This window comes from Acidimicrobiales bacterium (assembly GCA_041394245.1).
Classification (GTDB): Bacteria; Actinomycetota; Acidimicrobiia; order Acidimicrobiales; family Aldehydirespiratoraceae; genus JAJRXC01.
Genome location: JAWKIR010000003.1, coordinates 272,184 through 285,191 on the forward strand (window position 1 = coordinate 272,184; position 13,008 = coordinate 285,191).

Sequence of the window (13,008 nt, forward strand, 5' to 3'; positions counted from 1 at the left end):
TCAGCCTCCGGCCACCTGCGCAGCGGCGCGAGCGGCCTCACATCCGGTCTCGAGGCAGCCCTTGAGCGACTCGACCACGGCCGGATCGGTGACCTCGAAGACGAGGCCCGGGGCGACGCCGAGCACGACGATCAGGACGAGGAACGGGGTCCACGCGATCCACTCGATCGTCGAGACGTCGGTGATGTGGGGGTCGTCGGCGAACTCCTCGGACGGTTCGCCCATCGCGGTGCGCTGGAGGAGCCACAGGAGGTAGCCGGCGGCGAGCACCGTGCCGACGGCGGCAACGACCATGTAGCCGCGGAAGGTTTCCTCGGGGAGCCCGGCGGCCGGGTTGTAGGCCGACAAGATCGCGGGGAACTCACCCCAGAATCCGGCCAGACCGGGGAGCCCGAGCGAGGCCATGGCCGTGAAGCCGAGGATCCAGCCGAGCTTGGGGGCCTGGACGAGCATGCCGCCGAGACGGCCGATGTCGAGGGTGTGATAGCGGTCCTTCACCGAACCGGCGACGAAGAAGAGCATGCCGGTGATCAGGCCGTGGGCGACCATGCCGAAGATGGCGGCGTTGATGCCGAAGTCGGTGAGGGTCGAGATGCCGAGCATCACGAAGCCCATGTGGGCCACCGAGGAGAAGGCGATGAGGCGCTTCATGTCGGTCTGGGCCAGACACCCGAGAGCGCCGTAGATGATGCCGATGACGGCAAGGAGACCGATCCAGGGGGCCCAGGCCTCGGCGGCCTCGGGCAGCATCGGGATGGCGATGCGGATGAAGCCGTAGGTGCCGAGCTTCAGCAGGACGGCGGCAAGGATGACCGAGCCCTGCGTGGGGGCCTGCGTGTGGGCGTCGGGCAGCCAGGTGTGGAAGGGGAACATCGGCACCTTGACGCCGAAGCCGATGAACATGCCACCGAAGACGATGAGCTGGGTCGAGCGCACGATGCCGTCGCCGGCGTTCTCCGACAGCGCCAGCATGTTGAACGTGTACTCGCCGGTCTCGGCGCCGGTGAGGAAGAACAGCGCCAGGAACGACAGCAACATGAGCGCCGAACCGAACAACGTGTAGAGGAAGAACTTCAGCGAGGCGTAGCGGCGATCCTCGCCGCCCCACACCGCGATCATGAAGAACATCGGGAGCAGCACGACCTCGAAGAAGACGAAGAACAAGATGAGGTCCTGGGCCACGAACGTGCCGATCATGCCCGTCTCGAGGATGAGCATGAGCATGAGGAACGCCTTGGGGTTCCCCGGGTTGGGGATGTGGTTCCACGAGTAGATGAAGACCAGCGGCATCACCAGGACGGTGAGGGCGATGAGCGGCAGCGACATGCCGTCGACGCCCATCGTGTAGCCGGCGCCGATGACCTCGATCCACTTGACGTCGACGAAGTTCTGGAGCACCCCGGCCTGGTCGTAGTCGAACGTCACGAGGAGGCCGACGCCGAGGCCGAGCGTGATCAGCGAGACGAGGATCGCCCACTGCTTCTGGGTGTCCTCTTCCTTCTCGGGGATCAGCGCCATGATCAGCGCACCGGCGAGCGGGGCGAAGACCAGAGCGGTGAGGAGCCAGTTGTTGGTGTCCAGTGTGTCCATTGTTCCGGGATTCCTAGAGGGCGAGAATGACGATGAAAGCGCCGGCGAGCACTGCTGCACCGGCGAAGAGGAGGGCGGCGTAGTTCTGGACCTTGCCGGTGTTGATGTGGCGGAGCTCCTGGCCGGTGGCGTCGGACACCTTGCCGGAGCCGTTGACGACGCCCTCGATCAGACCCTGATCGAGCTTGTCGTAGACATTGCGTCCGACGGTGACCGAGGTCCGTCCGGCGGCGTCGACGGCACCGTCGATGATGTTCTGGTTGACCCAGTACGCAGCGCGGGCCAGCGGGCCCTTGGTGAAGCCGGCGATGACCCCGGTGTAGAGGTGGTCGAGGTAGTACTTCTCGACGAGGACCTTGTGGGCGGTACGCGCGGCCTTGTTGGTGGTGACGAGACCGTTGGGGAGCTCGGTCAGGTGCTGCCCGGTCTGCTTGGCCAGGCCGTCGACCTTCACGAAGTAGTACCAGTAGGCAGCACCGATGCCGGAGAGCGCGATGCCCGTCGAGATGACGGCCAGTGACCAGCTCGGCGCACCATGGGCGATCGCCGGGAAGTACGAGGCACCGGCCGGTTCGATGAAGTGCTCGAAACGCAGCTGCAGCGACTTCGGCACCAGCTGGAAGCCCTTCGGCAGGTTGAGGAAGCCGACCAGGATCGAGAAGCCCGACAGGATGTAGAGCGGCCAGAGGATCCGGGGCCCGGACTCGTGTGGGTCGTGGTGGGTGTCGTGGCCATCGTCGGCGTGGGTGTGGGCATCGTCGTGGTGGTCGTTGCCGCGGTACTCACCGTGGAAGGTGAGATAGATGCACCGGGTCATGTAGGCCGCGGTGAGCGCCGCACCGACCATGCCCATGAGAAGGTGGAAGGTGTAGGCACCGTTGCCCCCGGTGCCGCCGAAGAGACCCCAGCCGCCGGTGCCGACGAGGATCTCGTCCTTGGACCAGAAGCCGGCGAGCGGCGGCAGACCGGCCAGCGCGACCGAACCGATGATGAAGGTGATGTAGGTGCGCGGCATGAACTTCTTCATGCCGCCCATCGATTTCTTCATGTCGAAGCTGTGGACCGCGTGGGCGACCGAACCCGACCCGAGGAAGAGGTTGGCCTTGAAGAAGGCGTGGGTGAAGAGGTGGAAGATCGCCGCCGTCCAGGCGCCGACGCCGAGCGCCATCGCCATGTAGCCGAGCTGCGACACCGTCGAGTAGGCGAGCACCTTCTTGATGTCGGTCTGCACGAAGGCCAGCAATCCGGCCAGGACGAGGGTGACCGCGCCAACCGTGGACAACAGGTTGATGCTGGATCCACCGATCTGCATGCCCTCGAAGAACACGGGATACAGGCGGGCGACCATGTAGATGCCGGCGACGACCATGGTCGCCGCGTGGATCAACGCGGAGACCGGGGTGGGTCCGGCCATGGCGTCGGGCAGCCAGGTGTGGAGGACGAACTGGCCGGACTTCGACATGACCGCAGCGGTGAGGGCGGCCGCTGCCACGACGAGGGCGGTGTGGCCGACGGCGCCCTGGTTGATCGCGTTGTTGATGGCCAGCGTGTCGAAGGTCTGTCCGCCACCGGCGGCGAAGAACAGGGTGATCATGCCGACCAGCAGGCCGACGTCGCCGACGCGATTGGTGAGGAACGCCTTGAGCGCCGCGTCGCTGTTGGGCTTCTCCTCCCACCAGTGGCCGATCAGGGCGAAGGAACAGACGCCCACGAGCTCCCAACCCACGATCATCTGGAGGATGTTGTCGCTCAGGACGAAGAAGAGCATCGACGCCGTGAACAGCGACAGGAAGGCGAAGTAGTGGGTGTAGCGGCGGTCGCCGCTCACATAGTCGGTCGAGTAGATGTGGACCAGCAGCGAGATCAGGGTGACGACGAAGAGCATCATCACCGACAAGCCGTCGACCAGGATGCCGGCGTTGAACTCGATGCCGCCCGACTGGAGCCACTGGGTCGAGTTCTGGACGGCGACATAGGGATGCTCGCCGCCTTCCTCGCCCTCGGCCTCGGCGGTCAGGACGACGGCGTCCGACGACGAGGTGCCGTCCTGGTCGATCACGGCGACGCCCAGTGCCTCCTCGTCGGAGTGCTCGGCGTCATCGGAGTGCTCTGCGTCATCGCTGTGTTCTGCATCGTCAGCATGCGTGTCGTCGGCATGCGTGTCGTCGGCGTGTGAGTCGTCGGCATGGGTCGAGGGCGACTCGGCCAGGGGGCCGTCGAAGTTGTCGCGATGGTCGAGCCAGCTGAAGCCGGTGAGCACGGCGAGCAGGAAGGCGATCCCCACGGCGGCGATACCGAACTCGGCGCCCTTCTTCGGCATGCGCTTCCCGAAGAACAAGATGAGCAGGAACGAGATCGCCGGCAGCAGCGGGATGATCCAGGCGTTCTCGAGGAACCAGCCGGCCTCGTGGGTGACGCTCGAGACCTCGGAGGGTCCCTCGGTGACGAACGGGAGGGCGACGGCGAGAAGTGAACTCATCAGCTTCCCCTCAGCCCTTCATGAGATCGGCCTCGGAGAGGTCGATGCTTCGGCGGTTGCGGTACATGAGCAAGACGATGGCGAGGCCGATGCCGACTTCGGCAGCGGCGACGGCGATCGTGAACAGGGCGAAGACCTCGCCGGCCACGTCGTCGGTCAGCGAACCGAAGGCGACGAGGTTGATGTTGACGGCGTTGAGGATCAATTCGATCGACATCAGCACGAGCATGCCGTTCTTGCGAGCGAGCACGCCATAGACGCCGATGCAGAACAAGATGGCGGCGAGGAGCAGGAACTGGTTCAGCAGCATGATCAGGTCCCCTCTCAGTCTTTCCGGGCCACGACGATGGCACCGATCAGCGCGGCGAGCAGCAGCACCGAGACGGCTTCGAACGGGACGATGTATTGCGAGAAGATGGAGTCGCTCACCTCGGCGACCCGCTGGGGTTCGTCGATCACGAGCCGGTCGTCGCCCCATGTGTCGATGAGGGCCAACGCCATCACGGCGAAGAGCAGCACGCCGACGAACGCGGCCATCGAGCGTTTCTCGGTGTCGACGCCCTCGTCCTCGCCGAGCGACGCCCGGGTGAGCATGACGCCGAACAGGAACAGCACGACGACGGCACCGATGTAGACGAGCACCTGGGTGACCGCGACGAACTCGGCGCCGAGCAGGATGAACTGGACGGCGACGCCGGCGAGCACGATCACCAACCACAGGGCCGCATGCACGACGTTGTGAGTGGTCACGACCCGTAGGGCCGCGACGACCATCACCGCGGCGACGACGCCGAAGAAGATGTTCTGGGCGACCATGATGTCGGCGTCGGTGGAGATCGCCGCGAGCAGTGCGCTCATGTCGGCGGCACCTTCAGCTTCTTCGCCTCGGAACCGGCTTCGTAGTCCTCGAACTCGGGAACCGTCTCCATCCACTCCCCGAGACGCGACTTGTCGTGGAGCAGATCGGCGATGCGGGGCTCGGAGAACTCGTACTCCGGGCTCCAGAACAGGGCTTCGAACGGGCACACCTCGACACAGATGCCGCAGTACATGCACAGGGCGAAGTCGATGTCGAACCGGTCGAGCTTGTTGCGCTGGCGGGGCTTGCCACCCGCACGGCGCGGCGGCGCCTTCTCCTTGTGGCCCTCGATGTAGATGCACCAGTCGGGGCATTCACGGGCGCACAGCATGCACGAGGTGCAGTTCTCCTCGTGCAGCGCGATGACGCCACGGGCGCGGGGCGCCGGCTGTTCCTTCTCGTGCGGGTACTGCACGGTCTCGGCGCCACGCGAGGGCGCCGGGATGGGCTTCTTCAACCCGTCGGGGAAGACGGTCTTGAGGATGGTGCCACCGGTGACACCGAGGCCCTTGATGAGTCCAGGTACGAGGCCCATGTCAGATCCAGACCTTGAAGACGGCCGTCACCACGATGTTGGCGAGGGCGATGGGGATGAGGAACTTCCAGGCGAGGCGCTGCAGCTGGTCCTCGCGGAAACGGGGGAAGGTGAAGCGCACCCAGAACACGACGAAGGTGAGGACGACGATCTTGGCGATCAACAGGAGCGGGCCGAGGACGTTCCAGACGTTGTCGTCGAACTCGAGACCCGGGATCGGCGCCCACCAGCCGCCGAGGAAGAGCACCGAGGCGACGGCGGCGAACACGCCGGCGGTGGCGAACTCGCCGATGAAGAACAGCAGGAAGCGCATGCCCGAGTACTCGGTCATGTAGCCCGAGACGAGCTCGGACTCGGCGATCGGCATGTCGAACGGCGCCTGGGTGAGCTCGGCTTGCATGGCGATCATGAAGATGATGAAGGCCACGCCCTGGGTGAGGATGTAGGGGTTGCCGATCCCGTCCCAGCCGAAGATCTCGCCGTTGGCCTGGGCGGCGACGATGCCCTGCATGTTCATCGTGCCGGCCTGGATGACCACGCCGACGACCGCGAGGATCAGCGGGAGTTCGTAGGCGATGAGCTGGCCGGTGGCCCGCAGGCCGCCGAGCAGCGAGTACTTGTTGGCCGAACCCCAGCCGGCCATGAGGATGCCGATGACCGACACCGACGACACGGCCATCGCGAGATAGATACCGACATCGTTCGAGATGAACCAGGCGTCGGGCCCGGCCGGCACCACCACGACGAGCAGGAAGGTGCTGGCGAGGATGACGAAGGGCGCCGCGGCGAAGACGAACTTGTCGGCCTTGCGGGGGAAGATGTCTTCCTTCTGGAGGTGCTTGCCGACCTCGGCGAGGAGCTGCAACGAGCCGAACGGGCCGGCCTCCATCGGGCCGAGGCGGCTCTGCATGAACGACACCATCTTGAACAGGTGCAGGTACACGAGCGTGCCGGCCACGAGCAGCACGCCGGCGAGGCCGCCGACGACGCGCAGGCTGGTCTGCTGCCAGTAGGACAGTTCTGCGAGCAGACTCACCGGTCGATGTCTCCGAGGATGAAGTAGAGCGAACCGAGGATCGTGATGATGTCGGGCACGTAGACGCCCTTCAGCAACCACGGCGTGATCGACATGTTGGAGAACGACGCCGAGCGGATCTTCACCCGGTACGGGACCAGGTCGCCCTTGGACACGACGTAGTAGCCCATCACGCCGAGCGGGTTCTCGGTCTCGACATAGGCCTCACCGGCGGGCACCTTGATGATGCGCGGCACCTTGGCCATGATCGGACCGGCCGGGATGGTGTCGAGCAACTGGTCGACGATCTTCGTGGCCTCGCGGACCTCCTGGAGCCGCACCCAGAACCGGCTGAACGAATCACCGTCGGGGTGGGTCCAGACCTTCCAGTCGACCTGGTCGTAGACGAGGCCGTTGGGGTTGTCTCGGCGGACGTCCCAGTCGACGCCCGAGCCACGGATGTTGGCGCCGGACAGGCCGTATTGCAGACCGATGTCGGCCGGGATGACGCCGATGCCACGGGTGCGCTTCTGGAAGATCTCGTTGCCCATGACGAGGGTCTCGATCTGGTCGCAGAAGCCCCGCATCTTCTTCATGACCTGCTTGGTCTCGGCGACCCAGCCGGCGGGCAGGTCGTCCTTGAGACCACCGATGCGGTCGAAGTTGGGGTGGAAGCGGCCGCCGGTGGCGGACTCGATCTGGTTGAGGATGTGCTCGCGGTCGCGGAAGGCGAAGAACACCGGCGTGACCGCGCCGACCTGGACGGCCATGTCGCCGAGAAACAGCACCACATTGGCGATGCGGCTCATCTCGAACAGGATCGTGCGGATCCACTGGGCCCGAGGCGGCGCCTCGACCTCCATCAGCTGCTCGGCGGCGAGGATGAACGGCACCTCGTTGGCGAAACTGCCGAGCCAGTCGATGCGATTGATGAGGGTGGTCACCTGCGGGTAGGTGCGCACCTCGGTGAGCTTTTCGTAGCCACGGTGCATGTAGCCCATGACCGGGTCGGCGGCGATGACCTGCTCACCGTCGAGCTTGGCCACGATGCGCAGGGTGCCGTGGGTGGCCGGATGCTGGGGACCGATGTTGAGGGTCATGCCCTCGGTCTCGAGCTCGAGGTTGAGCCGTGCATCGGCGGCCTGGGCCGCGATGTAGCTGAGCTGCTGGCGATCGGTGATGTCAGTCACTGGAATCACCCTCTCCCTCGCCGTCTTCGTCGTCGTCGCCGGGCATGGCCTCGACGTCGACGATGCCGGGCCACGGCTTGACGCGGCGGGCCAGCAGCGGGAAGTCCTTGCGCATCGGATTGCCCTCGAACTCGCCGGGCAGGTAGATGTGGCGCAGGCCGGGATGACCCTCGAAGGTGATGCCGAACATCTCCCACGCCTCACGCTCGTGCCAGTTGGCGCCGGCATAGACCGAGACCCAGCTCGGAACGGTGAGCGAATCCTCGGGCACGTCGGCCTTGATGGTGACGGCGCGATGATTAACGATGTCGTTGACGCGGGCGAACACCTGGAAACGGGTCTCGCCACCGGCGAGGCCCCAGGTCATCTCCGCGCCGTCATCCGCCGGACCGGCTCCGTCCGACGCGGGCTCGGGGTCTGCGGATGCAGCGAGGGCAATGTCGACCTGGGAGTCCATGTCGCGCCCGAACGGCGACGGCAGCCAGTCGATGGCGCTGACGAAGTTGAAGTAGCCGAACCCCATGCCGTTCTTCAAGAACGCGGCGGTGTCGGCCCAGGCGGCGGCGGTCACTCGGATGGTGAGGTCGATGCCGGGCTCGAGATGGCTGCCGACGAGCGCGTCGCCGAGTTCGCCGGTCAGCTGCGACAGCATCGCTTCGCGGACGGTGTCGGGCGCGGCGATCTCTTCGATCTCTTCGGTGGGGGTGTCAGTCGACGACAATTGCCTCACCTCTCCAACGCGCGGCCATGTCCTCGTTCTGGATCCGCTCCTGCAGCAAGACGATGCCCTCGAGCAGCGCTTCGGGCCGGGGCGGGCAACCGGGGACGTAGACGTCGACCGGGATGATCTGGTCGACGCCCTTGGTGACCGAGTAGGAGTCCCAGTAGGGGCCGCCGCAGTTCGCGCACGAACCCATGGAGATCACGTACTTGGGTTCGGGCATCTGCTCGTAGAGACGCTTCACGGCCGGCGCCATCTTGTCGGTGACCGTGCCCGAGATGACCACGAGGTCGGTCTGGCGCGGGCTGGCCGGCAGCGGGATGACCCCGAGGCGCATGACGTCGTAGCGGGGCGACCCGAACGCGGCGCCCATCTCGATCGCGCAGCAGGCGAGACCCCACTGATACACCCACAGGCTGTACTTGCGGCTCATGTTGAGCAGCGAGGTGATGCCCTTCGGAACCTTGCCGGATTCGACCAGACCCATCAGACCCACCTGAGCATTCCCTTGCGCCAGGCGTAGACCAGCCCGAGCAGCAAGATGTAGACGAAGATCGCCATTTCGATGAGGCCGAACAGCTCGTAGGCCTCGAGGCGTGTGGCCCACGGGAAGATGAAGACCGCTTCGACGTCGAACATGACGAAGAGCAGGGCGAAGATGTAGTAGCGGATGTTGGACTGCGACCACATGTCGCCGGTCGGGTCGACACCCGACTCGTAGGTCTCGAGCTTCTGTTCGGTCGGGTTCGAGGGTCGCAGAATTGCGCCGAGGCCGAGGAACACGGCAACGAGCGCAACGCCGACGAGACCAAAGATCCCGACAGTGAGGTAACTACGGAGAAAATCCGACACGAAGGATGAGCCTAGCGATCGTGTTTCAGGCAGAACAAAGCCGGGGAAAGATCCGTTCCCGGCGGCCAGAACCTACCGCCCGGCGGACGTCCCCAGCGGGATTGCGATGAAGTTTCGGCCCGGCGCGGCTCCGGATGCCGCAACCGTGCCGGTCAGGCGCCCGGGTACTCCCAGTCCGAGTCCGTCGCCATGCGGTAGAGGAAGGCCGCCATCTGGGCCCGGGTCACGACATCGTTCGGCGAATACGTCGACGCCGACGTGCCGGTGGTGATGCCCTGGTCCTTGAGCCAGCGGACGCCTTCGGCGTAGAAGGCATCGCCGGGCACGTCGCCGAAGCCCGACGAGGGGTTGCCGCCGGGCGAACCGGCCAGACGGTGCAGGAACGCCGCCATCTGGGCCCGGGTCACGACATCGTTCGGCGAATACGTCGACGCCGACGTGCCGGTGGTGATGCCTTCGGCCTTCAACCACGCCACTGCATCGCTGTAGAACGCACCGGCGGGCACGTCGCTGAATCCCGACGCAGGACTACCGGTGGGCGAACCGGCCAGACGGTGCAGGAACGCCGCCATCTGGGCCCGGGTCACGACATCGTTCGGCGAGTACGTGGTCGCCGAGGTACCCGTCGTGATGCCTTCGGTCTTCAGCCACACGACGGCGTCGGTGTAGAACGCTCCCGCCGGCACGTCGGTGAACCCGGCGATCGGGCCGGCCGTGCTCGAACCGGTGAACCGGGCGAGACGCACGGTGTCGAAGCTCGCACCGATCGAGGAGGCGAAGACCCCTCCGTCGGTGGTGGCGACGACGATGCCATCGGCCGGGGCGGCCAACGGCTTGGACCAGCTCTCGAGCGATCCACTCGACGTGAAGCCCCGCAGTGCCGGACTCGCCCCGGAGGTGTTGGTCGTGAACGCCACGATGCTGTTGTCGGACTCGACGTCGAGATCGACGATGTCGAGCGGCACCGACGTGTCGGACCAGATCGGGAGCTGGAGGAAGCTGTACCGGGCCAGATATCCGTCGCCGCCGACGACGATGTCGTTGTTCGGGGCCACGGCCACCGCCTGCACGTCGATGCCGGCCACCCTGGCGAATCCGCCGTCGGTGCCATTGAGGGAGGCGTTCGAGATGAACCCACCGGTCGTGCCCGTGCCCACGAAATACGCCGCGCCGTACGCATCGGACCAGGCCATGTCCGTGATGCGGTCACCGGCAAAGGCGTAGGCGTACTGGAACTGCTGGACGCCGGCGCTGTTGTAGCGCGTCACCGCCGGATTGTCCGAGAAGCTGACCGTTGCACCGACGAAGACCGATCCGTCGGGCGCAGCGGCAACGCCGACACCGATGTCGTCGGAGTTCGCCCCGTTCTGACCGAACTGACGACTCCACTGGACAACCCCCTGCGACGAGAGTTTGGACACGAAGACGTCGAAGTCGCTCCCACCGCGGGGACCGCCGATGTCACCGCGGGTCTGACCGACGACGAAGACGGTGCCGTCATCGGCGACGTCCACGGCGTTGATCCAGTCGGCCGTGCCCACGTCGCCGATCAGCCGCTTCCACACCTCGTTGCCCGCCGCGTCGAGCTTGCGCACGACGCCGTCGGTCTCGCCGCCGCTCTGCTGCCAGCCGGCCACGACGACCGAGCCGTCGTCACCGGTCGCGGCATCGAAGTACCGCACCGATCCCGCACTGCCGGTCGATGCCGTCCATCCGGCGGTCGGTACGGCCGCGCCGGCGGGAAGGACGGCGACGGCGCTTGCCGCCACCGTCATGGCCACGGCAGCCGCGACGCCGCGGCAGGAGAGGTTGCTCATGGGGGTTCCTCGAGTCACTCGATTGGAAGGGAACCCGTTCTCTACGCGATCCCCACCAACGGATCACCAACAACCCCACGACGCGTGGTCAGCTCTCGACCCGCCAGGCGATGCCGTCGCGGGGCTGGTAGCTGCATCGCCGACCCGTTTCCACGCTGGTGGCCAGATGCTCACCGAGACCGGGTGACGCGTCGCTGATCGCTGCCACCGCTCTGCGGACCGCGGCCGTCACCCGTACCCGCGCCTTCTCGATCTCGCGCGAGGCGGCGGCCGGGTGTGCGGCGCCGGCCAGCTCCTTCAGGAGGAACTCGCGCTCCGCATCGAGTTGCCGCGTGCGCACGGGCATCCCTTCGAGTTCCACGAGCCGACGACGGTAGGCAGCCTGTGCCCCCCGGTCGATCGAGGGCTCCACGACCGATTCCCTCGGGAGCGACGGGTCGATCCGCTCGTCGAGGTCGACGACATCGACCCGTTCGCCGGGATGTCGCAACAACCGGCAGAGGTAGCGCACACCGACACCGTCGCGCACGTCGGCCCGTCCGCTCGGATGGGTGAGGGTCCACGTGCCGCCGGACAACCGGGCGACCGGACCGCCATGGCCGTCGAGCCGGATCCGAACGGCGAGCGCCCGCGCCGCATCGGCACGGGCGTCGAGGCCGAAGCGCCGAAGCTCCTCCTCGGCTCGATCGGCGTCCGCCAACGCGCCGGCCGGGTCGGCGTGCGCTCGAGAGGTCGCTCGATCCAGACGGGTCAGCGATGTCCAGGGGCCGGGGTCGCGCGAGGTGAGAACGAAGTCGAACCACGATGCGGCCTCGTCGTCCGCCCCGACCGACGCTGCGAGAAGGCCGACCACCCGTCCCACCGGGCCGTACGACGCATACCCGGAACCATGCGTGCCGTCGAGCATCGCATACGGGCGGAGCTCGTCGAGCAGGTGCACGGCACGTTCGCGGTCATCGAGGTTCAGCGCGATGAGCCCGAGCAGTTGCATGGACACGAGCCAGTTGAGGTCTCGCGGCACCGCGGCGAATCGGTCGCGGGCCAGCTCGTCGAAGCGGGCTCGGGCCTCGACCAACTCTCCGACCTCGGACAGGGCGAACGCCAACCCGACATCCCAGTTCGCTTCGACACGGGGCGACGACGCCCGTATCGAGCGGATGGCGTCGAGGACATCGGCCAACCCCTTTCGGAAGAACGTGGCGATGGCCATCGTGATGGCGACGTTCTGGAAGGAGAACGGTGAGCCGGCGAGATCGGCGGTCGACGCGATCGCCTCCTCGTTGAGCCGCACCGCCTCGTCGAGATCGCCTTCGAGCATCTCGAGGTTGGCCCGCCACAACACCTCACGACGGGCGAACAGCTTCGAGTCGACACCCGCAGCTTCGGCGAGGAACGCATCGATCCACCGTCGTACCCCCGCCAGATCACCGGCGTCGAACCGGTCGAGGACCTGCCATTCGACGATCCGGATCCGCAGCTCCTGGTCCGCCACCGAAGGCCGGAGCCGCTCCAACTCGTCGAGGACGACGCGCCGGCCGATCGGCTCGGGCGGGCCCCATGTCGCATACAGCCGACCGAGCGACGCCGTTGCGATCAGGTCCGCATCACCGCCGTCGCGGGCGAGGCCGAGTGCGAGATCGATGTCGTCGTGGCGCCGCTGTGCCGTCACCTCCCACGACTCGGCCGTCGCGCCCACCGCCGGCGCCCAGTACCGCGCCAGCGCCCGACCCACCAGGCCGATGACGCGCTCCTCGACGCTCGCGGCCGCTTCCACCCGTCGATCCCACGAGTCGATCAGCGCCCGGTCGGTGAACGGCAGCGTCTCGACGATCTCCCACGGGAGCCGGTTCGCCAACATCGGTCCTCGTTGCTGTGTCGCTCGGCGTGGCTGGTTTGCCTCGGGTCGACCATCTACATAGCACGGTCGACTCGTCGCGTGAGATCGGCCGA

General features: G+C 66.5%; 12 protein-coding genes. All 12 read right to left on the reverse strand.

Annotated elements, in window-relative coordinates:
* The 12 genes from R2707_15910 to R2707_15965 all read right to left on the reverse strand — a co-directional run bounded on the left by R2707_15910 (position 1) and on the right by R2707_15965 (position 12,916).
* Positions 1-1,590 (reverse strand): NADH-quinone oxidoreductase subunit M, encoded by a 1,590-nt coding sequence (locus R2707_15910; GenBank protein ID MEZ5246584.1) that lies wholly within the window; start codon positions 1,588-1,590, stop codon positions 1-3.
* 13 nt (positions 1,591-1,603) lie between these two features.
* Positions 1,604-4,069: an NADH-quinone oxidoreductase subunit L gene (locus R2707_15915; GenBank protein ID MEZ5246585.1), complete on the reverse strand. Its 2,466-nt coding sequence runs from the start codon at positions 4,067-4,069 to the stop codon at positions 1,604-1,606.
* A gap of 10 nt (positions 4,070-4,079) precedes the next feature.
* A complete protein-coding gene (gene nuoK, locus R2707_15920; protein ID MEZ5246586.1) occupies positions 4,080-4,379 on the reverse strand; it encodes an NADH-quinone oxidoreductase subunit NuoK in 300 nt (99 codons plus the stop codon).
* Between the two features lie 14 nt (positions 4,380-4,393).
* On the reverse strand, positions 4,394-4,927 hold the full coding sequence (locus R2707_15925; GenBank protein ID MEZ5246587.1) for an NADH-quinone oxidoreductase subunit J: 534 nt from the start codon (positions 4,925-4,927) through the stop codon (positions 4,394-4,396).
* Positions 4,924-5,463, reverse strand: coding sequence for an NADH-quinone oxidoreductase subunit I (locus tag R2707_15930; protein MEZ5246588.1), 540 nt, complete (start codon positions 5,461-5,463; stop codon positions 4,924-4,926). The genes R2707_15925 and R2707_15930 overlap by 4 nt, the downstream gene beginning before the upstream one ends.
* A 1-nt stretch (position 5,464) precedes the next feature.
* Positions 5,465-6,499, reverse strand: coding sequence for an NADH-quinone oxidoreductase subunit NuoH (gene nuoH, locus R2707_15935; GenBank protein MEZ5246589.1), 1,035 nt, complete (start codon positions 6,497-6,499; stop codon positions 5,465-5,467).
* The gene (locus tag R2707_15940; protein ID MEZ5246590.1) at positions 6,496-7,668 is read right to left on the reverse strand and encodes an NADH-quinone oxidoreductase subunit D 1; all 1,173 of its coding nucleotides are present in this window, start codon (positions 7,666-7,668) and stop codon (positions 6,496-6,498) included. The genes nuoH and R2707_15940 overlap by 4 nt, the downstream gene beginning before the upstream one ends.
* Positions 7,661-8,389 (reverse strand): NADH-quinone oxidoreductase subunit C, encoded by a 729-nt coding sequence (locus R2707_15945; protein ID MEZ5246591.1) that lies wholly within the window; start codon positions 8,387-8,389, stop codon positions 7,661-7,663. The genes R2707_15940 and R2707_15945 overlap by 8 nt, the downstream gene beginning before the upstream one ends.
* Entirely contained in the window at positions 8,376-8,876 is a 501-nt protein-coding gene (locus tag R2707_15950) for an NADH-quinone oxidoreductase subunit B family protein (protein MEZ5246592.1), read from the reverse strand. The genes R2707_15945 and R2707_15950 overlap by 14 nt, the downstream gene beginning before the upstream one ends.
* On the reverse strand, positions 8,876-9,241 hold the full coding sequence (gene ndhC, locus R2707_15955) for an NADH-quinone oxidoreductase subunit A (protein MEZ5246593.1): 366 nt from the start codon (positions 9,239-9,241) through the stop codon (positions 8,876-8,878). The genes R2707_15950 and ndhC overlap by 1 nt, the downstream gene beginning before the upstream one ends.
* 152 nt (positions 9,242-9,393) lie before the next feature.
* A complete protein-coding gene (locus R2707_15960; GenBank protein MEZ5246594.1) occupies positions 9,394-11,058 on the reverse strand; it encodes an S-layer homology domain-containing protein in 1,665 nt (554 codons plus the stop codon).
* Positions 11,059-11,146: 88 nt separating this feature from the next.
* Positions 11,147-12,916, reverse strand: a complete 1,770-nt coding sequence (locus tag R2707_15965) for a hypothetical protein (GenBank protein ID MEZ5246595.1) — start codon at positions 12,914-12,916, stop codon at positions 11,147-11,149.
* Between the last annotated feature and the right edge of the window lie 92 nt (positions 12,917-13,008).

What these genes read in the sequence shown, in the direction of transcription:
- R2707_15910 (MEZ5246584.1), bottom strand. Translation starts at nt 1,590, where the DNA reads ATGGACACACTGGACACCAACAACTGGCTCCTCACCGCTCTGGTCTTC.
- R2707_15915 (MEZ5246585.1), bottom strand. Translation starts at nt 4,069, where the DNA reads ATGAGTTCACTTCTCGCCGTCGCCCTCCCGTTCGTCACCGAGGGACCC.
- nuoK (MEZ5246586.1), bottom strand. Translation starts at nt 4,379, where the DNA reads ATGCTGCTGAACCAGTTCCTGCTCCTCGCCGCCATCTTGTTCTGCATC.
- R2707_15925 (MEZ5246587.1), bottom strand. Translation starts at nt 4,927, where the DNA reads ATGAGCGCACTGCTCGCGGCGATCTCCACCGACGCCGACATCATGGTC.
- R2707_15930 (MEZ5246588.1), bottom strand. Translation starts at nt 5,463, where the DNA reads ATGGGCCTCGTACCTGGACTCATCAAGGGCCTCGGTGTCACCGGTGGC.
- R2707_15950 (MEZ5246592.1), bottom strand. Translation starts at nt 8,876, where the DNA reads ATGGGTCTGGTCGAATCCGGCAAGGTTCCGAAGGGCATCACCTCGCTG.
- R2707_15960 (MEZ5246594.1), bottom strand. Translation starts at nt 11,058, where the DNA reads ATGAGCAACCTCTCCTGCCGCGGCGTCGCGGCTGCCGTGGCCATGACG.
- R2707_15965 (MEZ5246595.1), bottom strand. Translation starts at nt 12,916, where the DNA reads ATGTTGGCGAACCGGCTCCCGTGGGAGATCGTCGAGACGCTGCCGTTC.